General features: G+C 66.0%; 18 protein-coding genes and 1 pseudogene. 6 read left to right on the top strand and 13 right to left on the bottom strand.

Features of this window, described 5'->3' with window-relative positions; genetic code table 11:
* Nucleotides 1-10 precede the first annotated feature (10 nt).
* From atpD to JN280_RS06850, 7 genes are all read right to left on the bottom strand, one after another.
* Entirely contained in the window at nt 11-1,558 is a 1,548-nt protein-coding gene (atpD, locus tag JN280_RS06880) for a F0F1 ATP synthase subunit beta (RefSeq protein WP_202310971.1), read from the bottom strand.
* Between the two features lie 61 nt (nt 1,559-1,619).
* Nucleotides 1,620-2,498 carry a F0F1 ATP synthase subunit gamma gene (locus tag JN280_RS06875; protein ID WP_202310970.1) on the bottom strand — a complete coding sequence of 293 codons (879 nt, stop codon included), beginning with the start codon at nt 2,496-2,498 and terminating at the stop codon, nt 1,620-1,622.
* Between the two features lie 18 nt (nt 2,499-2,516).
* On the bottom strand, nt 2,517-4,046 hold the full coding sequence (gene atpA / locus JN280_RS06870) for a F0F1 ATP synthase subunit alpha (RefSeq protein ID WP_202310969.1): 1,530 nt from the start codon (nt 4,044-4,046) through the stop codon (nt 2,517-2,519).
* Nucleotides 4,046-4,606 (bottom strand): F0F1 ATP synthase subunit delta, encoded by a 561-nt coding sequence (locus JN280_RS06865; RefSeq protein WP_202310968.1) that lies wholly within the window; start codon nt 4,604-4,606, stop codon nt 4,046-4,048. The genes atpA and JN280_RS06865 overlap by 1 nt, the downstream gene beginning before the upstream one ends.
* Nucleotides 4,607-4,842: 236 nt before the next feature.
* The gene (locus JN280_RS06860) at nt 4,843-5,238 is read right to left on the bottom strand and encodes an AGROH133_08824 family phage infection protein (protein ID WP_202310967.1); all 396 of its coding nucleotides are present in this window, start codon (nt 5,236-5,238) and stop codon (nt 4,843-4,845) included.
* Nucleotides 5,239-5,668: 430 nt separating this feature from the next.
* Nucleotides 5,669-5,959 (bottom strand): type II toxin-antitoxin system ParD family antitoxin, encoded by a 291-nt coding sequence (locus JN280_RS06855; protein WP_202310966.1) that lies wholly within the window; start codon nt 5,957-5,959, stop codon nt 5,669-5,671.
* A gap of 78 nt (nt 5,960-6,037) precedes the next feature.
* The gene (locus JN280_RS06850) at nt 6,038-8,221 is read right to left on the bottom strand and encodes a primosomal protein N' (protein WP_202310965.1); all 2,184 of its coding nucleotides are present in this window, start codon (nt 8,219-8,221) and stop codon (nt 6,038-6,040) included.
* 90 nt (nt 8,222-8,311) lie between these two features.
* Here JN280_RS06850 and fsa point away from each other — a divergent pair, with 90 nt between their 5' ends.
* Together fsa and JN280_RS06840 are read left to right on the top strand one after the other, a co-directional pair.
* Nucleotides 8,312-8,965 carry a fructose-6-phosphate aldolase gene (gene fsa / locus JN280_RS06845; RefSeq protein ID WP_202310964.1) on the top strand — a complete coding sequence of 218 codons (654 nt, stop codon included), beginning with the start codon at nt 8,312-8,314 and terminating at the stop codon, nt 8,963-8,965.
* Nucleotides 8,966-8,968: 3 nt separating this feature from the next.
* Nucleotides 8,969-9,784 (top strand): 2-keto-4-pentenoate hydratase, encoded by an 816-nt coding sequence (locus JN280_RS06840; RefSeq protein WP_202310963.1) that lies wholly within the window; start codon nt 8,969-8,971, stop codon nt 9,782-9,784.
* Between the two features lie 144 nt (nt 9,785-9,928).
* Here the strand turns inward: JN280_RS06840 and JN280_RS06835 are convergent, their stop codons facing one another.
* The 3 genes from JN280_RS06835 to leuS form a co-directional block, all read right to left on the bottom strand.
* Nucleotides 9,929-10,834, bottom strand: coding sequence for a 1-acyl-sn-glycerol-3-phosphate acyltransferase (locus JN280_RS06835; protein ID WP_202310962.1), 906 nt, complete (start codon nt 10,832-10,834; stop codon nt 9,929-9,931).
* Between the two features lie 82 nt (nt 10,835-10,916).
* Nucleotides 10,917-11,489, bottom strand: coding sequence for an LPS assembly lipoprotein LptE (locus tag JN280_RS06830; protein WP_202310961.1), 573 nt, complete (start codon nt 11,487-11,489; stop codon nt 10,917-10,919).
* A complete protein-coding gene (gene leuS / locus JN280_RS06825) occupies nt 11,476-14,121 on the bottom strand; it encodes a leucine--tRNA ligase (protein WP_202310960.1) in 2,646 nt (881 codons plus the stop codon). Before leuS ends, JN280_RS06830 begins: the two co-directional genes overlap by 14 nt.
* A gap of 159 nt (nt 14,122-14,280) precedes the next feature.
* Here leuS and JN280_RS06820 point away from each other — a divergent pair, with 159 nt between their 5' ends.
* Nucleotides 14,281-14,943, top strand: a complete 663-nt coding sequence (locus tag JN280_RS06820; protein WP_202310959.1) for a YggS family pyridoxal phosphate-dependent enzyme — start codon at nt 14,281-14,283, stop codon at nt 14,941-14,943.
* A 29-nt stretch (nt 14,944-14,972) separates the two neighbouring features.
* Here the strand turns inward: JN280_RS06820 and JN280_RS06815 are convergent, their stop codons facing one another.
* Nucleotides 14,973-15,884 carry a LysR family transcriptional regulator gene (locus JN280_RS06815; protein ID WP_202310958.1) on the bottom strand — a complete coding sequence of 304 codons (912 nt, stop codon included), beginning with the start codon at nt 15,882-15,884 and terminating at the stop codon, nt 14,973-14,975.
* A gap of 120 nt (nt 15,885-16,004) precedes the next feature.
* Between JN280_RS06815 and JN280_RS06810 the strand changes: the two genes are divergently transcribed.
* Nucleotides 16,005-17,189 carry an MFS transporter gene (locus tag JN280_RS06810; RefSeq protein ID WP_202310957.1) on the top strand — a complete coding sequence of 395 codons (1,185 nt, stop codon included), beginning with the start codon at nt 16,005-16,007 and terminating at the stop codon, nt 17,187-17,189.
* A gap of 32 nt (nt 17,190-17,221) precedes the next feature.
* Nucleotides 17,222-18,256 (top strand): aldo/keto reductase, encoded by a 1,035-nt coding sequence (locus JN280_RS06805; RefSeq protein WP_202310956.1) that lies wholly within the window; start codon nt 17,222-17,224, stop codon nt 18,254-18,256.
* Nucleotides 18,257-18,398: 142 nt separating this feature from the next.
* Here JN280_RS06805 and JN280_RS06800 read toward each other — a convergent pair whose 3' ends face one another.
* Nucleotides 18,399-18,671 (bottom strand): usg protein, encoded by a 273-nt coding sequence (locus JN280_RS06800; RefSeq protein ID WP_202310955.1) that lies wholly within the window; start codon nt 18,669-18,671, stop codon nt 18,399-18,401.
* Nucleotides 18,672-18,976: 305 nt separating this feature from the next.
* On the opposite strand from JN280_RS06800, the gene acs reads away from it, so the two are divergent.
* A complete protein-coding gene (gene acs / locus JN280_RS06795) occupies nt 18,977-20,941 on the top strand; it encodes an acetate--CoA ligase (protein WP_202310954.1) in 1,965 nt (654 codons plus the stop codon).
* 47 nt (nt 20,942-20,988) lie between these two features.
* Here the strand turns inward: acs and JN280_RS06790 are convergent.
* A pseudogene (locus JN280_RS06790) lies at nt 20,989-21,844 on the bottom strand (LysR family transcriptional regulator).
* Between the last annotated feature and the right edge of the window lie 30 nt (nt 21,845-21,874).

The following is a 21,874-nucleotide window of genomic DNA, read 5'->3' as shown; positions in this document are numbered from 1 at the left end:
ATAGTTGTGCTTACGCCGCCTCGGCGGCCAGGCGCTGCGCCTTCTCGACGGCTTCCTCGATGGTGCCGACCATGTAGAAAGCCGCTTCCGGCAGGTGGTCGTAGTCGCCGTTGCAGAGGCCCTTGAAGCCCTTGATCGTGTCAGCCAGGTCGACGAGCTTGCCCGGCGAGCCGGTGAAGACTTCGGCGACGAAGAAGGGCTGCGACAGGAAGCGCTCGATCTTGCGGGCGCGGGCAACCGTCATCTTGTCCTCTTCGGACAGTTCGTCCATGCCCAGGATCGCGATGATGTCCTGCAGCGACTTGTATCGCTGGAGGATCGACTGCACCTGGCGAGCGACCTGGTAATGCTCCTCGCCGACGATCATCGGATCAAGCATGCGCGACGTCGAATCGAGCGGATCAACCGCCGGATAGATGCCCTTTTCCGCGATGGCTCGGTTGAGCACCGTCGTTGCGTCGAGGTGAGCGAAGGATGTCGCCGGCGCCGGGTCGGTCAGGTCGTCGGCCGGCACGTAGATGGCCTGGACCGAGGTGATCGAGCCCTTGGTCGTGGTGGTGATGCGCTCCTGCAGGGCGCCCATGTCGGTCGCGAGCGTCGGCTGGTAGCCCACCGCCGAGGGAATGCGGCCGAGCAGCGCCGACACTTCGGAACCCGCCTGGGTGAAGCGGAAGATGTTGTCGACGAAGAACAGCACGTCCTGGCCCTGGTCGCGGAAATATTCCGCAACGGTCAGGCCGGTGAGGCCGACACGGGCGCGAGCGCCCGGCGGCTCGTTCATCTGGCCGTAGACAAGGGCGGCCTTGGAGCCTTCGCCGCCGCCCTTCTTGTTGACACCCGATTCGATGAACTCGTGATAGAGATCGTTGCCTTCGCGGGTGCGCTCGCCGACGCCGGCGAACACCGAGAAGCCGCCATGCGCCTTGGCGATGTTGTTGATCAGTTCCTGGATGATCACGGTCTTGCCGACGCCGGCTCCACCGAACAGGCCGATCTTCCCGCCCTTGGCGTAAGGAGCCAGCAGGTCGAGAACCTTGATACCAGTGATCAGGATCTGAGCCTCGGTCGACTGGTCGACATAGTCCGGAGCCGGCTGATGGATGGCACGCTGTTCCGTCGCGGTAAGCGGACCTGCCTCGTCGACGGGCTCGCCGATGACGTTGATGATGCGGCCGAGCATTTCAGGACCGACCGGAACCGAGATCGGCGCCCCGGTGTCGGTGACCGACTGCCCGCGGACGAGACCATCGGTGGAGTCCATGGCGATCGTGCGCACCGTGTTCTCGCCGAGATGCTGCGCGACCTCCAGAACCAGCCGGCTGCCGCGATTGTCGGTCTCGAGCGCATTCAGGATCGCTGGCAGGTGATCCTCGAACTGCACGTCGACGACGGCGCCGATGACCTGGCGCACCTTGCCGACCGCACCGGAGGCCTTTGCCGCCGTCGTGGGTGCCTTCGCCGCGGCAGCCCTGGCGGGAGCCGCCTTCTTCACTGCGGGTTCCTTCGCCGCCGCAGCCGCGGCTGCGGGAGCCTTCTTCGGGGTCGCTGCTTTCGCCATCTCTCGTTACCCTTTGCCTATCTGGTTTCTCACGTGCCGCGCCGCAAAGCGGCGGCCGTGCCTAGAGCGCTTCCGCGCCCGAAATGATCTCGATCAGTTCCTTGGTGATCTGCGCCTGGCGCTGGCGGTTGTAGGTGATCGACAGCTTGTTGATCATGTCGCCGGCGTTGCGCGTCGCATTGTCCATCGCGCTCATCTTGGCGCCCATCTCGCCGGCGGCATTCTCGAGCAGCGCGCGGAAAATCTGGACGGCGATATTGCGCGGGATGAGGTCGGAGAGGATCTCGCCCGGCTCCGGCTCGTATTCGTAGACGGCGCCGGCCTCGCCGGTGCCGCCATTGGCGGCCGACGCGGCCGGAATGATCTGCTGCGCCGTCGGGATCTGCGAGATCACCGACTTGAACTCCGAGTAGAACAGCGTGCAGACATCGAACTGGCCGTCGTCGAACAGCGCGATCACCTTCTTGGCGATGGCGTCGGCATTGACGAAGCCCAGCGTCTTCACTTCGCGCAGCTCGATCCGGTCGATGACCAGCGCGGCATAGTCGCGGCGAAGGATATCGTAGCCCTTCTTGCCCACGGCAATGATCTTCACCGTCTTGCCGGCTGCCTGCAGCTTGCGGATATGATCGCGTGCAAAACGCGCGATCTGGCTGTTGAAGCCGCCGCAGAGGCCGCGCTCGGCCGTGCAGACGACGAGCAGATGCACGTCGTCCCGGCCGGTCCCGGTCATCAGCGCCGGCGCATCGCCACCGCCGCCGACCGCCTGGGTGATGTTGGCCAGAACCGCACCCATGCGCTGCGAATAGGGGCGTGCCGCCTCCGCCGCTTCCTGGGCGCGGCGCAGCTTCGCCGCGGCGACCATCTGCATCGCCTTGGTGATCTTCTGCGTCGCCTTGACCGAGGCGATGCGGTTGCGGAGGTCTTTTAGCGAAGCCATGCCCCGAACCTACTTCCCTCAGGCGAAATTCTTGGCGAAGGCGTCGATCTGCGCCTTGAGCTTGGCCCGGAGATCGTCGGACAGCGCCTTCTCGGCACGGATGCCTTCGAGCACGTCCTTGCCTTCCGAGCGCAGATGCGCGAGCAGACCCTGCTCGAACTTCTGCACCTGGTTGAGGGCGAGTTTGTCGAGATAGCCGTTGACGCCGGCAAAGATCACCGCGACCTGCTCTTCCGTCTTGAGCGGCGAGAATTGCGGCTGCTTCAGGAGCTCGGTCAGGCGGGCGCCGCGGTTGAGCAGGCGCTGCGTCGCGGCGTCGAGGTCCGAGCCGAACTGCGCGAAGGCCGCCATTTCGCGGTACTGCGCGAGCTCGCCCTTGATCGAGCCGGCGACCTGCTTCATCGCCTTGACCTGCGCCGACGAGCCGACGCGCGACACCGAGAGACCGACGTTCACGGCCGGGCGGATGCCCTGGAAGAACAGGTTGGTCTCGAGGAAGATCTGGCCGTCCGTGATCGAGATCACGTTTGTCGGGATGTAGGCCGACACGTCATTGGCCTGCGTCTCGATGATTGGCAGGGCGGTCAGCGAACCGGCGCCGTTGTCATCGTTCATCTTCGCCGCGCGCTCGAGCAGGCGGGAATGCAGGTAGAACACGTCGCCGGGATAGGCTTCGCGGCCCGGCGGGCGGCGCAGCAGCAGCGACATCTGGCGGTAGGCGACGGCCTGCTTCGACAGATCGTCATAGGCGATGAGGGCATGCTGGCCGTTGTCGCGGAAGTACTCGCCCATGGTGCAGCCGGCGAACGGCGCCAAGAACTGCATCGGCGCCGGATCGGAAGCGGTGGCGGCGATGATGATCGAATAGTCGAGCGCGCCGCGCTCCTCGAGCACCTTCACAAACTGCGCGACGGTCGAGCGCTTCTGGCCGACGGCGACGTAGACGCAGTAGAGCTTCTCCTTCTCCGGGCCGCTCTCGTGGATGGCCTTCTGGTTCAGGATCGTGTCGAGGATGATGGCGGTCTTGCCGGTCTGGCGGTCGCCGATCACCAGTTCGCGCTGGCCGCGGCCGACCGGGATCAGGGCATCGATGGCCTTGAGGCCGGTCGACATCGGCTCGTGAACCGACTTCCTGGGGATGATGCCGGGGGCCTTGACGTCGACGCGCTTGCGCTCGGTCGCCTTGATCGGGCCCTTGCCGTCGATCGGATTGCCGAGGGCGTCGACGACGCGACCCAGAAGGGCCGGACCGACCGGCACGTCGACGATGGCGCCGGTGCGCTTGACGGTGTCGCCTTCCTTGATGTCGCGGTCGGCGCCGAAGATGACGACGCCGACATTGTCGCTCTCGAGGTTGAGCGCCATGCCGCGGATGCCACCGGGGAACTCGACCATCTCACCGGCCTGGACATTGTCCAGACCGTAGACGCGGGCGATGCCGTCGCCGACGGAAAGAACCTGACCGACTTCCGAGACCTCGGCTTCCTTGCCGAAGTTCTTGATCTGGTCTTTCAGAATTGCGGAAATTTCCGCTGCGCGGATATCCATCAGCCGACCTCTTTCAGTGCAAGCTTAAGCGAATTGAGTTTGGTTTTGAGCGACGTGTCGATCTGGCGCGAGCCCATCTTGACGATAAGGCCACCGAGCAGGGACGGATCGACCGTGACGGTGATTGCGACATCCTTGCCGGCAACGCTTTTGAGCGCGGCCTTGAGCTCGGTCTCCTGGGCGGCGGAAAGCGCATGCGCCGAGGTGACTTCGGCCGCGACTTCGCCGCGACGTTCTGCGGCGATGCGGCGGAAGGCCTTGATCATTCCGGGAATGGCGAAGAGGCGACGGTTCCTGGCGACGACACGCAGGAAATTGCCGGCGAGCCCACCGATTCCGGCCTTCTCCAAGACCGCCGCGATGGCGCGGGCCTGGTCGTCGGCGGAGAATACGGGGCTCTTGATCAGCCGCTGCAGATCCTCGCTGCCCTCCAGAAGCGCCTCGAACCTGCCAAGGTCGGCCTCCACGGCCGGTACGGACTTCGCCTCGGCGGCGAGGTCGAACAAAGAAGCGGCATAGCGCTCGGCGACACCGGAGATGGGCGAGGTTGACTGGGCCACGGACCGTCTTTTCTCTGTCTGACAGGCCGCAAGATTTTTGGCGCGAGTCGGGTACTCTAGCTAAATCTTTGACCTTATTGCATTTTGCCGGCCGCAAGGGTGCATTTACGGCGTCCCCAGGCCGAAAGTCGATTGCCGTCTAGCACAGGCTTCTTACGACCGCAACACGATCTCTAACAGGCTTTTCCGGCAGTTTTGTCGCAGTCCGCGCGGGGTCGACGCGGCGACGCGGTGATTCACGGCAGAAAGCCGAAGGCGAAGCCGAGCGGAAGGGCCGCGAGCACCAGTTCGACAACGACCGCAGACCAGTTGTAGGCGGTGTTGCCGCGGTCCGACAGCATCGAAATGATCCGCCCGAAACCCGTCAGCAGCCAGGAGAAGCCGAGCGCCATGTAGAGCAGCGGCTGGGCGAGCAGGATACAGCACAGGCCCGTGCCGAGATAGAAGCCGGACATGGTGGCGCGGGCCCCGGCAATCGCCTCCGGATGTTCCGCCGTCGGCTGCAGCCGGAGGACGCGGAGCGAGATTCCCGGCGCGAACAGGAGCAGGAGCCCGAACAGAACAGTGACCGCCGCCGACGCCCAGGCCAGCCACTCGCCCTGGCTCAGCGGCCACGGAAACGCGAATTCCATCGAAGTCCCCCCTGCAGAATCAGCGCCATCGGGGGTGCATCTTAGCCGGGCGCGAGAACGGCGCCAGACCGAAAAGATGTGCCGAGCGTCTCCGCCAGATCAAGCTTCCCCGCGCAGCGCCGCGGCGATCCTGCGTGTCGGTTCCATGGCGTCAGCGAGGACCCGAAGGATCGCCAGTTCGGGATCGTCAGCGCGACCGGGGACACGGTAGTAGACGATGTGAGACGCGCCATCTCGGCGGCGCGCTGCGAATTGCAGGTGAAAGGAACGAACCCCTGCTCTGATCTCACTCCAATCCCGAGAAGACGGCCGCGCGGGATTCTCCCGGAGCATGGAAATCCCTGCATGGAAATCCCTGCATCGATGATGCCGGCATAACGACGCACCTGATTTTCGCCGAAAAGACGAAGGGTCTCGGCGAGTATTCGCTCTATGTCACGATCGGCTTCCCTGGTGAGCCGGACCTTCGATTGCTTCGCCGATTTAGAACCGACTCGGCAATCCCGTCGACCGTGCGGCTGGAGAATTCACCGCGCTCCGACTGCTCGTATCCGCGGTCGATCTCTTCGCGGAGGAGCCTGAACTTCGCTTCCTCTCGCTCCTTTTCACGGCGCATCAACCTGATCGCGTCGCGTACCACCTCGCTCGCGGAAACATAGTCGCCGCTGGAGACTTCGCCCTCGACGAACTCCACCATTTCGGCAGTCAGGCTCACATTCATTGTCGGCATCTTCGCCTGCTCCGTCGCACAAGAGAATGTAGCCGTGAGACCCCTGTTTCTCAAAATTTGCCAATCGCTTCAGAGAAAGCTCTGCGGGTCGATATCGACCTGCACCCTGACCGAGCCGCGCGGCCTCGGGCCGTCGACCAGAAGCTTGCGGACAAAGCCCTGCATATCCGAGCGCCGCTCGCCATGGACCAGGAGCCGGAAGCGGTGGCGCCCGCCGACCAGCGCTAGCGGCGCCTCGGCCGGGCCGAGGATGTCGATGCCGGCGACATGAGGCGCTGCCCGGCGTAGGTGGCGCGCATGGGTCTCGGCCTCGGGCCTGGTGGCGGCGCTGACGATGATGCCTGCCAGCCGACCGAAGGGTGGCAGATGCGCGCGCTCCCGCTCGATCGTCTCGCGCTCGTAGAAGGCTTCCGCATCGCCCGAGACGATCGCCCGCATCACCGGATGGTCGGGCTGGTAGGTCTGCAGCAGGCCGACGCTCTTCCTGCCGGTGCGGCCGGCGCGGCCAGTGACCTGCGACAGGAGCTGGAAGGTGCGCTCCGCCGCCCTCGGATCGCCATTGGCGAGGCCGAGATCGGCATCGACGACGCCGACCAGCGTCATCCCGGGGAAATTATGGCCCTTGGCGACGAGTTGGGTGCCGATGACGATATCGGCTTCGCCGTTCGCGATCGCCTCCAGCTCGAGCCGCAGCCGCTTCACCCCGCCCAGCATGTCGGAGGAAAGCACGATGGTGCGGGCCTCCGGAAAATGGCCGTCGATCTCTTCGGCGATCCGCTCCACGCCGGGGCCGCAGGCAACCAGATGATCGAAAGTCCCGCATTCGGGACAGGCATCCGGACGTTTTTCGTTGTGCCCGCAGTGGTGGCAGACGAGCTGTCCGCGGAAGCGGTGCTCGACCAGCCAGGACGAGCAGACCGGGCAGCCGAAGCGGTGGCCGCAGACGCGGCAGAGCGTCAGCGGGGCATAGCCGCGCCGGTTGAGGAAGAGCAGCGACTGCTCGCCGCGCGTCAGCGTCGCCCGGACCTGGTCGATCAGAACGGGCGACAGGAAGCCGCCGCGCGCCGGCGGCGCCCGGCGCATGTCGATCGCCTTGATGTCGGGCAAGGCTGCTTCGGCATAGCGACCCGGCAGCACGACCCGGGCATATCTGCCCTGCTGGGCGTTGACACGGCTCTCGAGCGATGGGGTCGCGGAGGCGAGCACGACGGGAAAGCCGCCGAGCCGGCCGCGCACCACCGCCATGTCGCGGGCGCTGTAGAAGACGCGGTCCTCCTGCTTGTAGGCGGGGTCGTGCTCCTCGTCCACGACGATCAGTCCGAGGTCATGGAACGGCAGGAACAGCGCGGAGCGGGCGCCGGCCACCACCCTGACCGAGCCTTCGGCCACCTGGCGCCAGACCTTTTCGCGCATGCGCGGGGGCAGATCCGAGTGCCACTCGGCCGGCCGCGCGCCGAACCGGTCGTGGAAGCGTTCGAGGAAGGCCTGGGTGAGCGCGATCTCCGGCAGCAGGATCAGCACCTGCCGGCCCTTCGCGATGGCCGCGGCGACCGCCTCGAAATAGACCTCCGTCTTGCCCGAACCGGTGACGCCGTCGAGCAGGGTGACGCCGAAGCCGCCCTTGTCGACGGCTTCGCGCAGCGCGTCGCCGGCCGCCTGCTGGTCGGCCGTCAGATCGGGCCGGGAAAATGACGGATCGGGGGGTGCCACCACCGGCCGGGGCGGGATCCAGGTGGTCTCGAAGACCCCCTGCTCGCGCAGCCCGTCGACGACGCCGAGCGACACGCCGGCGGCATGGGCAAGGCCCGATCGGGTCCAGGCCACGCCTTCGCCGGCGATCTCCATCACGCGCTCGCGCGCTGCCGTCAGCCGCTCCGGCCGGGAGCCCGTCGGCCGCAGCCCTTCCGTCCACGGTTCCGGATCGAATGCCTCCGGCGCGCGCAGGAACATGCGCGCCACCATACCGGGCGCGGCCAGCGTGTAGGCCGCGATCCAGTCGACGAAGCGACGCGACGCCTCGTCGATCGGCGGACAGTCGAAGACCTGGGCGATCGGCCTCAGCTTCCTGGGGTCGACCGCCTCGCCCGGCCCGTCCCAGACGATGCCGGCGACCTCCCGCGGGCCGAGCGGCACCCGGACGACCGAACCCGGCACCACCGTCATGCCGTCGGGCACGGCATAGGTGTAGGGCCGCTCGGCCGGCATCGGCACGAGCACCGGCGCTGCCCGGCTTTTCGGCGAATCTTCCTTCATCGGGCGTGACCTTGCCCCGAACTTGTTCTAGAGCAAAGTCCCAAAGGGAGATGGCCCGTTGCCGTCGATCCGTCATCCAAGGAGACCGTCATGAAATTCTTTGTCGACACCGCCGACGTGAAGGAGATCCGCGAGCTCAACGATCTCGGCCTGCTCGACGGCGTGACCACGAACCCGTCGCTCATCCTGAAATCGGGACGCGACATCAAGGAAGTGACCAAGGAGATCTGCGACATCGTCTCAGGGCCGGTCTCGGCCGAGGTGACCGGCACCGAATATGCCGACATGATGCGCGAGGCCGCGGTGCTCGCCAGGATCGCCGACAATATCTGCATCAAGCTGCCGCTGACGCTCGACGGCCTCAAGGCCTGCAAGGCGCTGACCTCGGACGGCCACAAGGTCAACGTCACGCTCTGCTTTTCGGCCAACCAGGCGTTGCTGGCTGCCAAGGCCGGCGCCACCTTCATCTCGCCCTTCATCGGCCGCATCGACGACATCGGGATCGACGGCATGGAGCTGATTTCCGAGATCCGCACGATCTACGACAATTACGACTTCCGGACCGAGATCCTGGCCGCCTCGATCCGCACGGTGAATCATGTCAAGCAGGCCGCGCTGATCGGCGCCGATGTGGCGACCGTCCCGCCGGCGACGCTGAAGGCCCTGGTCAAGCACCCGCTGACCGACAGGGGCCTCGAAATGTTCCTGGCCGACTGGGCCAAGACCGGCCAGAAGATCGGCTGATCCGTGGCAGCCGGCGGCACTGGCGATATCGCCGCCGAGATACTGGCGACCCTCGACGCCGGGCGCCAGGTCGAGCCGCTGACGGCCCGCATCGGCGGCTTCGACAGCGCGGCCGCCTATGGCGTCGCGAGCGCTCTGCGCGACCTGCGCGTCGCGCGCGGCGAAAGAGCGATCGGCCGCAAGATCGGCTTCACCAATCGCAACATCTGGGCGGAATACGGCGTCTACGAGCCTATCTGGGGCGACGTCTACGATCGCACGCAGCACGACATCGCCACCGGCACTCGGATCCGGGTGTCGCATCTTCCCGAGCCGCGCATCGAGCCCGAGATCGTGCTCGGCCTCGGCCGGGACGTGACATCGGATATGACCCTCGACGACATTGCCGGCGCGATCGACTGGGTCGCCCATGGTTTCGAGATCGTTCAGTCGATCTTCCCCGGCTGGCGATTCGGCGTGGCCGACTGCATCGCCGACGGCGGTTTGCACGGCGCGCTCTTCGTCGGGCCCCGACGGTCGGTGCGGGAAGGCGAAAGACCCGGCCTGACGGCCGCCCTGGCCGGCCTCGCGGTCACCCTTTCCCGGAACGGGACTGCCGTCGATCGCGGCATCGGCTCCAACGTGCTCGACGGCCCCATCCAGGCGCTCGGTCATCTGGCCGGTGTCCTTGCCGGGGATCCCCTCGGCCCGCCATTGCGCAAGGGCGAACTGGTGACCACGGGCACCGTGACGCGGGCCTTTCCCGTGGCGCCGGGCGAGAAATGGTCGACCGAAATCGAGGACTTCGATCTGCCCGGCCTCGCCGTCGAGATCGCCTGAGACCCCGGCCGGGTAAAGTTCGGGCCAGAGCGCCGCGCGTCCATTCGGACGCGCAAAGGACGCTCCAACTCTTTGAATCCACGCATCGCGCTTTCCGAAAATCGAGGACGATTTTCGGGGCGATGCGGAAGTGGGTCGCCGAGGCTACTTGGCCGGCACCGGGAAAGCCGCGAACTCTGCCTGCGGGTCCCGCGCCAGGGCGTGAACCGTGTGCTCCTGCAAGCGCGCGGCGACCTCGGCCACATCACCGGCGAGGGCCTCCGCCGGGATCGGCCTGCCGACGACGATCGAGAAGGGCCGCCCCTTCTTGTTGAGGAACTCGTGGAAGATGGTGATATCCCGGAGATCCGTCGAATATTTCGACAGCAGATAGAACAGGCCCGAATTGCGCGACGAGATGCTGGCCGGCACGATCGGAAAGTTGTAGCGGCGAGCGAGGGCGACGATCGAGCCCTGCCATGGCCTCTCGGTCAGCCGGTCCTCGTTCCAGTAGGCGATGCGTCCCGCGGGGAAGAGCACCACGGCCTTTTGCGCCGCAAAAGCCTTGGCGGTCATCTCCAGCGTGTCGCGGCTCTTGGCGTGGCTCTTTTCGCCCTGCCGCCATTCGACGGGGATGATCATGTCGCGGAAGCCCGGCGCCGCTCGCAGCGCGTCGCGATTGGCGAAAATCGCCATGTCGGGCCGGATGTGCTTCAGCGCGTCGAACACCGCAATGCCGTCTGCGATGCCGGTCGGATGGCTGGGAGCCAGGATGAAGCCGCCTTTCGCGGGCAGGTTCTCGCCGCCGCGCATGTCGATCTTCAGCGCCAGAAGCGTGCTCAGATAGCTGAAGGCGTCCCAGCCCGACATGCCGGCGACGTCGTCGCACATGCGCACAGCCTGGTTGTAGTGGAAGAACCGCATCAGAAACGGCTTCACCAACGGCCACCAGGCATGCCGCGATAGCTCGACGGAACGTTCGTCGATCAGCTGGTCGACGATGTGGCGGCTGCCGGCCGCGGCGATTCGGGCCGGCATCCCCATCGCGGCGGGTCTGGTCCTCGGATCCATGAGGTCAAGCTCCCTGCCGCTTCATCCGGCGAACGATCATCGCGTCACAGCCGGACAAACATGAGCGACCCGCCTGGACGCATCACTTGCTGGCGATGTCCTGCGCGATCGACATGCGCAGCAACTCCGCCAGCTCGCGCGACGACCGGTTCTCCGCGTCACGTAGTGCGCGCAAGGCGGCGAACTCCTGGCGCGGCACGTCATAGGACGACATGATCTGCCGTCGGCCGGTAGCGACCACCTCGCCCGTGCCCGCCTTCTTCAGCGAATAGCTGCCGATCAACGTCACCGTCGAGGCGGTCGGCTCGTCGTCGACGGTGGTGACCTGGGTCGTGGCCGCGACCTCGACCCTGCGCGCAACGTTCAGATCGAGCGTGTAGGCCGGCGAGGACGGTTGCCCGGCGCCTCCGTTGAACAGGAAGATCAGATTGTTGCGCACTTCCTGAGCATATCTGGTCGATACCGGCTTGATCGAGATCGACGACAGTTCGGCCGCCATCGAGGCCGTGCCGCTGGTCGTGGCCGGAGCGTTGGAGTAGAGCGGCCGCACGGTACAGGCCGAGACGGCCGCCACGGACAGCAAAAGGCCGAGCCCGACGCCAAGTCTGGCGAATCTGACGTTCACCGGATTTCCCCCTCGCTCAGGCGACGACATTCACGATCCTCTGCGGGACGACGATGACCTTGCGCGGCGGCTTGCCCTCGAGCGCCTTCTGCACGACGTCGAGAGCCAATGCCGCTTTTTCGACCGCAGCTTGATCCGCGTCGCGGGCAATTGTCAAATCCCCGCGCTTCTTGCCGTTCACCTGGACCGGCAGCGTGATCTCGTTGTCGACGGTAAGCGCCGGATCGAAATCGGGCCAGCGCCGGTTCGCCGCGAGGTCTTCGCCGCCGAGGGCGGCCCAGCATTCCTCGGCCAGATGCGGCATCATCGGCGCGAAAAGAGCGAGCAGGATCTCGACGGCCTCGCGGAGCGCCGGCAGCGTCGCCTGGTCGCCCTTGTCCTCGCCGAGGGCCGTGAGCGGCGCCTGCAACGTGTTGACCAGCTCGTAGACGCGCGCGACCGCCTTGTTGAAGGAGAGCTTGCCGATGTCGTCGCCAACGGCCTTCAGCGCCTTGTGCGCAGCCTTGGAGATGGCAGCGGCCTCGCCGTCGGTCGCAGTTCGCGCCGTGACGTCCTTCAGCCGCGGCGCCGCTTCGGAGACCAGGCGCCAGACGCGCTGGACGAAGCGGTGAGCGCCCTCCACGCCGGCTTCCGTCCAGATGACGTCGCGGTCGGGCGGCGAATCGGACAGCATGAACCAGCGTGCCGTGTCGGCGCCGTAGCTGGCGATGATGTCGTCGGGATCGACGACATTCTTCTTCGACTTCGACATCTTCTCGATCGGCCCGATCTCGACCGGCGATCCGTCGGAGATCAGCGAAGCCTGCCGCCTGCCGTCGGTCTCAGCGATCCTGACCTCGGCGGGCGTCACCCAGTTCGCATTGGCCCCGGTACCCAGGCGATAGGTCTCATGCACGACCATGCCCTGCGTGAACAGGCCCTCGAACGGTTCCGTCACCTGATTGAGGTGGCCGGTGGCCTTCATGGCTCGGGTGAAGAAGCGCGAATAGAGCAGGTGCAGGATCGCGTGCTCGATCCCGCCGATATACTGGTTGACCGGCAGCCAGCCGTTCGGACCGTCGACATAGGCCGACGTCGTCGGCGCCGTCTCGTTCCACGGATCGGTGAAGCGAGCGAAATACCAGGACGAATCGACGAATGTGTCCATCGTGTCGGTATCGCGCCGCGCCGGCTTGCCGCATTGCGGGCAATCGACATGCTTCCAGGTCGGATGATGATCGAGCGGATTGCCCGGCCGGTCGAAGCTGACGTCGGTCGGCAGCACCACGGGCAGCGCACCCTGCGGCACCGGAACCGCCCCGCAGGCCTCGCAATGTATCACCGGGATCGGGCAGCCCCAGTAGCGCTGGCGCGAGATCAGCCAGTCGCGCAGCCGGAACTGCACCTTGCGTTCGCCCATCGGCCGCCCGCCGATCGCGACGCCGGAGAGCCGCGTGGCGACATCGTCGAAGGCATCGCCGGGCTTCATGCCGTCGAGGAAGCGCGAATTGATCATCACGCCGTCGTCGACATAGGCCTCCTCGGTAATCTGGAAGGTCCTCGCGTCGGCTCCTTCCGGCATCACCACCGGCACCACCGGCAGGCCGTATCTGTTGGCGAAGTCGAGGTCGCGCTGGTCGCCTGACGGGCAGCCGAAGATGGCGCCCGTGCCATAGTCCATCAGCACGAAATTCGCGACGTAGACGGGCAGCGTCCAATCGGGGTCGAACGGGTGCACGACCCTGATGCCGGTGTCGAAGCCCTTCTTCTCGGCCGTTTCGAGCGCCGCGACCGAGGTGCCCATATGGCGGACCTCGTCGATGAAGGCGGCGAGCCCGGGGTTGTCCTCGGCCGCTTTCCTGGCCAGAGGATGGTCGGCCGCGATCGCCATGAAGGACGCCCCGAAGATCGTGTCGGGGCGCGTCGTGTAGACTTCCAGCTCGGTCTCGCCGGCGGGTGCGGTCCCTTCGGCCAGCGGCCAGCGGATCAGCAGGCCTTCCGACCGGCCGATCCAGTTCTGCTGCATGATGCGGACCTTTTCGGGCCAGCGATCCAGCGTGTCCAGGCTGTCGAGCAGGTCCTGCGACATCGCGGTGATCTTGAAGAACCACTGCGTCAGGTCGCGCTGTTCGACCAGGGCGCCGGAACGCCAGCCGCGGCCGTCGATCACCTGCTCGTTGGCCAGAACGGTCATGTCGACCGGGTCCCAGTTGACCTTGGCCGACTTGCGTTCGACCAGTCCGGCCTTCCAGAAATCCAGGAACATCTTCTGCTGGTGGCGATAGTAGCCGGGGTCGCAGGTGGCGAATTCGCGTGCCCAGTCGAGCGACAGGCCCATTGTCTTGAGCTGGCCCTTCATCGTGTCGATGTTGGCATGGGTCCAGTCGCGCGGATTGACCTTGTTGTCGCGCGCCGCGTTCTCCGCCGGCAGGCCGAAGGCATCCCAGCCCATCGGATGGAGCACGTTGTAGCCATTGGCGCGGCGAAAGCGCGCTACCACGTCGCCCATGGTGTAGTTGCGGACATGGCCCATATGGATGCGCCCCGACGGATAGGGGAACATCTCGAGCACGTAGTATTTCGGGCGCGGATCGTCGTTCCGGGTTTCGAACAGCTTCGCCTCGGCCCAGGCTTTCTGCCATCGGGGTTCGGAAGCGCGGGGATTGTATCGTTCGGTTGCCATGCCCGGATTTTCACTTAAAAGACATGCGGAAAAACCGCTAGGCGCGCGCCGCGCGGTCGAGAGCTCGGTTGGGGTCTTCACCATGGATTACCGGACCCGTCAACCGAAAGGGCGTCTCCGGCGCCAAAATCACGCATGGCAAGACGGCAGGATCAGGGCATGAACGACGCAGTGACGCGGCTGGGGCAGGTCAGGGACAATATCGCAGCCGCCGAACGCGAGGCCAGCCGCGCGGCCGGCTCGGTGACGCTGGTCGCCGTCTCCAAGACTTTCGACGCCGACGCCATCCGCCCGGTGCTCGAGGCGGGCCAGCGCGTCTTCGGCGAGAACCGGGTGCAGGAGGCTCAGGGCAAATGGCCGGCGCTCAAGGCCGAATTCGCCGATGTCGAACTCCACCTTATCGGACCGCTGCAATCCAACAAGGCGAAGGAGGCGGTTGCGCTCTTCGACGTCGTGGAGACTGTCGACCGGGAGAAGATCGCTGCCGAACTCGCCAGGGAAATTCGCCGGCAGAGCAAGGCGCCGCGGCTCTATGTGCAGGTCAATACCGGCTCCGAGCCGCAGAAGGCCGGCGTCGACCCGCGCGAGGCGGTCGCTTTCGTCAGGCGCTGCCGCGAGGTCCATGGCCTTGCCGTAGACGGACTGATGTGCCTACCGCCCTTCGAGGACAACCCCGGACCGCATTTTGCGCTGCTCGAAAATCTCGCGCGCGAGGCCGGCGTGGAGCGGCTGTCGATGGGAATGTCCGGCGACTATCAGACGGCCATCGCCTTCGGCGCCACCAGCGTGCGTGTCGGCACGGCGATCTTCGGTGCCCGCTGAGCGCCTGGCGCAGCCGGGCACTCCATCCCCTATCCCGGTGCATCGACATGCGCGGCGAGGAAATCGAGGAAGGCGCGCACGCGGGCCGGCAGATGCCCTCCCTGGCCGACATAGATGGCATGGAGCGCTTCCTCGTCGCCGGGGTTGAATTCCTCCAGCACCGGAACCAGCGACCCCGCGGCGATGTCGCGCGCGATATGGAAACGCGACAGCCGGGCGAGACCCAGGCCTGACAGTGCGGCGAGCCGCATCGCCTCGCCGTCGCTGACAAGCGCGTTGCCTTGCGGATGGAAAACCAGGGCCCTCCCATCGGCCTCTCGGAACGGCCAGCCTTCGATCAGCCGCGAAAAGCAGAAATCGAGGCAGTTGTGACCCGCCAGATCTACCGGCGAATGCGGAGCCCCGCGCTTCTCCAGATAAGCGGGCGCGGCGACCAGCACCATCCGGCTCTGCCATAGTTTCCGCGCGACCAGGCGCGAATCGCGCAACGGGCCGGCCCGGATCGCGACGTCGGCCCGTTCCTCCAGGAGATCGACCACCCTGTCGGTGAGCGAGATGTCGACCGCGATCTCGGGATGCGCCGCAAGGAAGGCCGGGATCAGCGGCATCAGATAATGCTGACCGAAAGGCACGTTGCAGTTCACCCGCAGCCGGCCGCGCGGCACCGCGCCGGCCGCCGCTTCGCGTTCGGCCGCCTCGATCTCGCCCAGGATGCGCACGCCGCTTTCGTAGAAGGCGGCGCCCTCCGGGGTCAGCCGCAACTTGCGGGTCGTGCGGTTGAGCAGGCGCGCGCCGAGCCTGTCTTCAAGACGGCCGATCAGCTTGCTGACCGCCGAGGGCGTCATGTCGAGCGTCTCGGCCGCTGCGGACAAGGTGCCCCGGTCCACCACGCGGACGAAGACTTCGATCTCGCCGGAGCGGTTGATGTCGAGGCGCGCCATTCGTGAATTGATCTCATAAATCATGTGAGCGCCGCAAGGGTGTTGCCGGCCACCCCGCATGCCGATCTTGAGGCCCGGACCGCGACGAGCGGAGCGCACAGCCAATCACGGGGACCGTCCATGCCTCTCGCCCTCTATGCCCTCACCGCCGGCGCCTTCGGCATCGGCGTCACCGAATTCGTCATCATGGGATTGCTGATCGAGGTCGGCGCCGATCTCGGCGTCTCGATCCCCGCCGCCGGCATGCTGATATCAGGCTATGCGCTGGGCGTCGTGGTCGGCGCGCCGCTGATGACGGTGGCCACCGCGCGCTGGCCGCGCAAGACCACGCTGATCGTGCTGATGCTGGTCTTCACCCTGGGTAACCTGGCCTGTGCGCTGGCCCCCGGCTATTGGCCGCTGATGGCAGCGCGGGTGCTGACCGCCTTTGCCCACGGCACGTTCTTCGGCGTCGGCTCCGTCGTGGCGACGAGCCTCGTTCCGGCCGACAAGCGCGCCTCGGCGATCGCCGTCATGTTCACCGGCCTGACCGTCGCCAACATACTCGGCGTTCCGCTCGGCACCTGGCTCGGCCAGGCCCATGGCTGGCGGTCGACCTTCTGGGCCGTCACCGCCGTCGGCCTGGTAGCCGTGGCCGTGATCGCCCTCTTCGTGCCGCGCGGCACCGCGAGAGCCGAGGAAGGGGGCAACTGGCGTTCGGACCTGGCGGTGCTGTCACGCCCGCAGGTGCTTCTCGGCCTCTCGACCACCGTGCTGAGCTGGGTCGGCGTGTTTGCCGCCTTCACCTATATCGCGCCGATGCTGACCGAGATCGCCGGCTTCCCCGCGGCTGCCGTCTCGCCGATCCTGCTGGTCTTCGGCGCTGGCCTCGTCGCCGGCAATCTCGTCGGCGGCAGGCTGGCCGATCGCCGGCTCGTGCCGACACTGCTCGGGAGCCTGGGCATGCTCGCAGTCGTGCTGGCCGGCATGACCGTCGCCATGCATGACCGCGTCGCAGCCGTGGTCTTCGTCGGCCTGCTTGGCGCAGCCGGCTTCGCAACGGTTCCGCCGCTCCAGATCTGGGTGCTGGAGAAGGCCGCGGGCGCCGGCCAGGCGCTCGCCTCCAGCCTGAACATCGCCGCCTTCAATCTCGGCAATGCGGCCGGTGCCCTGCTCGGCGGCCTCGTCATCGACCACGGCCCGGGCCTCGGCGCGGTCCCGTTGATTGCCGCGGTCGCCCCGCTCCTCAGCCTCGCTTTGGCCTCGCTCACGCTTCGCCTCGAGCGCGGCTCCGTCGTCGCGGCGCCCGCGGTCTCATGCCCCTGAATCCGCCTCCCAACCGAAGAAGGAACTCAATCATGGAATATCGACGTCTTGGCGCATCCGGTCTGAAAGTCCCCGTTCTCAGCTTCGGCGCGGGAACCTTCGGCGGAACCGGCCCGCTGTTCGGCGCCTGGGGCAACACCGACGCCAGCGAAGCCCGCCGTCTGATCGACATCTGCCTCGAAGCCGGCGTCAACCTCTTCGACACGGCGGACGTCTATTCGAACGGCGCTTCCGAGGAAGTGCTCGGCCAGGCCATCAAGGGCCGGCGCGACGCAGTGCTGATCTCGACCAAGACCTCACTGCCGATGGGCGATGGCCCCAACGACGCCGGCTCCTCCCGCTCCCGCCTGATCCGCGCTGTCGAGGACGCGCTGCGGCGGCTCGGCACCGACTACATCGACCTTTTGCAACTGCATGCCTTCGACGCCGGAACTGCGGTCGAGGAGGTTCTGTCGACCCTCGGCGACCTCGTCTCATCAGGCAAGCTGCGTTACACAGGCGTCTCCAACTTCTCAGGCTGGCAGTTGATGAAGTCGCTCGCAGCAGCGGAGCGCCACGGCTATCCGCGTTACGTCGCGAACCAGGTCTATTATTCCCTGGTCGGCCGCGACTACGAATGGGAACTGATGCCGCTGGGCCTCGACCAGGGTGTCGGCGCACTCGTATGGAGTCCCCTCGGCTGGGGTCGCCTGACAGGCAGGCTGCGCCGGGGTCAGGAACTGCCCAAGGGGAGCCGCCTTCACCAGACCGCCGATTTCGGTCCGCCCGTCGACGAGGCCTTGCTGTTCGACGTGGTCGATGTGCTGGATGCGATTGCGGCGGAAACCGGCAGGGCCGTCCCGCAGATCGCGATCAACTGGCTTCTCCAGAGGCCGACCGTCTCCTCGGTGATCATCGGCGCGCGCGACGAGACGCAACTCCGGCAGAACCTCGGCGCCGTCGGCTGGTCGCTTACCCCTGATCAGATTGCCCGACTCGATGCGGCAAGCACGGTGACGGCGCCTTATCCCTACTTCCCCTACCGCCGGCAGGAGGGCTTTGCGCGGCTCAACCCGCCGGCCGTGTAGAACTCAAGACGCTCGCGATTTCGGAGCAACGCGGCCTCACCCGCTTCCGGCTCGATGCCGTGATCGGGCCGCCGCCGGAACATCCGGGATGTGGCGAAGGATCGATCAAGTTCACGGCGCGCGAAGGCGCGCCGTGGCCGCCTCAGTGCAGGACGAACTCGCCGTCGACCTTGCGCCACTCATTGGGAGCGATCAGCCGGCGGTGCGTGTAGGTCACTGAATGGAGCGGGCCCTCCAGCTTGGCCTTCCAGAATTCGATGAAGCCGATCAGCGCAGGGAACTTCGGCGCCAGATCGTAGTCCTGCCACACAAAGGTCTGCAGCAGATGGGGGTGGTCAGGAAAATGGTAGAGAATCCTGGCCGTCGTCAGCCCATACCCTTCGAGCATCAGCTCGATCTCGCGCTTGTCAGGCATCGCGTTCCTCCGGCGCTCGGTCCTTCCTCCCGATGGAAGTGTGCGCCGCGATTGTTAATCGTCTATTGAAACGCCTTGTTTGGCAATAGGTTTCGCCTTTGAAAACAACATCTTGCCAGCAGCAGCGCCCGCTGAGTGCTGACACCACCCTTGATGAACCGCGGGCAGACCCTGCGTCATCCCGCCACGCCGAATCGAACGTCTAATATTGTGACCGGGCGCGAATTGATAATAATGCGCCCCGACGCGCCGCCGAACGGCGCAGCCGGGCTGCAACGGCCCGGGCGATTCCGGGGAGAAAACAGATGTCAGAGGTTCGTGTCCACCGTGTCCAGCCGGCTTGGAAGAAAGACGCGCTGATCGACAATGAGACCTATCTGAAATGGTATGCCGACAGCATCAAGAACCCGGACAAGTTCTGGGGCAAGCACGGCAAGCGCATCGACTGGATCAAGCCCTACACCAAGGTCAAGAACACCTCCTTCGACGGCAAGGTCTCGATCAAATGGTTCGAGGACGGCCAGCTCAACGTCTCCCAGAACTGCATCGACCGCCATCTCAAGAAACGCGGCGACCAGACCGCCATCATATGGGAAGGCGACAACCCTTATGACGACAAGAAGATCACCTACAAGGAGCTCCATGAGCATGTGTGCCGCCTGGCCAATGTGCTGAAGAAGCACGGGGTCAAGAAAGGCGACCGCGTCACCATCTACATGCCGATGATCCCCGAGACGGCCTACGCGATGCTTGCCTGCTCCCGCATCGGCGCCGTGCATTCCGTCGTCTTTGGCGGTTTCTCGCCGGATTCGCTCGCCGGGCGCATAGAGGACTGCCAGTCGACCTTCGTGATCACCGCCGACGAGGGCCTGCGCGGCGGCCGGCCGATCCCGCTCAAGGAGAACACCGACAAGGCCATCGACATCGCGGCGAAGATGGGCTGGTTGGTCAAGAACGTGCTCGTGGTGCGCCGCACCGGCGGCAAGGTCGCGTGGGCTCCGGGCCGCGATCTCTGGTACCACGACGAGGTGGCCAGCGTGAAAGCGGACTGCAAACCCGAGAAGATGAAGGCGGAGGACCCGCTGTTCATCCTCTACACCTCGGGCTCGACCGGCAAGCCCAAGGGCGTGCTGCACACGACGGGCGGCTATCTGGTCTATGCCTCGATGACGCACCAATATGTCTTCGACTACCGCGATGGAGACATCTACTGGTGCACGGCCGATGTCGGATGGGTGACCGGCCACAGCTACATCCTCTACGGGCCGCTCGCAAACGGCGCCACCACCCTGATGTTCGAAGGCGTGCCGAACTATCCGTCGCCCGCCCGCTTCTGGGAGGTGATCGACAAGCACAAGGTCAACATCTTCTACACGGCCCCGACCGCAATCCGCGCGCTGATGGGCGTCGGCGACCAGCATGTGAAGAAGACCTCGCGCAAGAGCCTTCGCGTGCTGGGCACGGTGGGCGAGCCGATCAACCCGGAAGCCTGGGAATGGTATTTCAACGTCGTCGGCGAGAAGAAATGCCCCATCGTCGACACCTGGTGGCAGACCGAGACCGGCGGCATCCTGATCACCCCGCTGCCCGGCGCCACCGATCTGAAGGCGGGCTCGGCCACGCGGCCGTTCTTCGGCGTGAAGCCGCAGCTGGTCGACAATGACGGCAAGGTGCTGGACGGTGCCGCCGACGGCAATCTCTGCATTGTCGACTCCTGGCCGGGCCAGATGCGCACGGTCTATGGCGACCATCAGCGCTTCGTGCAGACCTATTTCTCGACCTACAGGGGCAAATACTTCACCGGCGACGGCTGCCGACGCGACGAGGACGGCTACTACTGGATCACCGGCCGCGTCGACGACGTCATCAACGTGTCGGGCCATCGCATGGGCACGGCCGAAGTGGAATCCGCCCTCGTCAGCCATGACAAGGTGTCGGAGGCCGCCGTGGTGGGCTATCCGCACGACGTCAAGGGCCAGGGCATCTATTGCTATGTCACGCTGATGTCCGGCGTCAAATGGTCGGAAGAATTGCGCAAGGAGCTGATCGCCCATGTCCGCAAGGAGATCGGCGCGATCGCCGCGCCCGACAAGATCCAGTTCGCGCCCGGCCTGCCGAAGACACGCTCGGGCAAGATCATGCGCCGCATCCTGAGAAAGATCGCCGAGGACGATTTCGGCTCGCTGGGCGACACCTCGACCCTCGCCGATCCGGCCGTGGTCGACGACCTCGTCGCCAACCGTCAGAACAAGAAGGCGGCCGCCGCCTGACGACATCCGCCGGCCGGCTGCCTATCGGCGCCGGCCGGTTGTTGCTTTCATGCCGCAAGGCTCCGGAAGGCGGCCGACAGCGTCTTCACCATGTCGCGCGATCGTCGGTCGGCCAGTCGGGCATGCAGCATGATGTCGACTTCAGGCAAAAGCGGCAGGCCGAATTCGGCTCCCACCTCAACCGATCCTGGCGGCGCGACCCGCCGCGCCAAAGCGGCCACGGCGAGGCCGGCCGTGACGGCCGCCCCCAGTGCCAGCACACCGCCGCCGACGAAGACCTCCGTCCAGGCGAGGCCGGCGCCGTCGAGGGCGTTCAGTGCCATCGCCCTTATGCCGCAGGGCGCCGCCAGCGACGCAAGCCGCAGGGGCTCGCCCGGCATGTGCCGGAACGCCGGCGAGGCATACCAGCCGAACGGCTCGGCGAGCAGCTTCTCGCCGTCCGCCCGTCCGTCGCCGCGCCTGACGATGACGGCGTCGAGATCGCCGCGGTCGTGAAGGCCGATGAGCTCGTTCGACGCAGCCACCCTGATCTCCAGGACCAACGTCGGATCATGGGCGTTCATCCGGCCGAGCAGAGAAGGCAGTTCCGGCCCGGCGACATGGTCGCTGATCCCGAGCTTCAGCCTTGCCGGCGGCCTGCCGGCAAGGCCCGTCAGGGCGCGGTCATGCGTGTCAAGCAGTTGCCGCGCGGCCGAGGAACACGCCGCCATGGCCGGAGAGGCGGACCTGGCGCGGCGTACGTTCAAGCAGCCGGCAGTCGAGCCGCTCCTCCAGCCGCTTGAGCTTCAGGCTGACCGCGGCCTGCGACGTCTCCATGGCTTCGGCCGCGCGCGTGAAGCTGCGGAGATCGGCGACCAGGACGAATGCACGGACGGTATCGATGTCGAGCGCCGGGCCAATCATTCCAATTTCTTATTTCTGATATATCCAGTC

The sequence above is a fragment of the Mesorhizobium sp. L-8-10 genome, assembly GCF_016756635.1.
Lineage (GTDB): Bacteria > Pseudomonadota > Alphaproteobacteria > Rhizobiales > Rhizobiaceae.
Note: the sequence above shows the minus strand (reverse complement) of the source record. Positions and strands in the feature narration are given on the sequence as shown.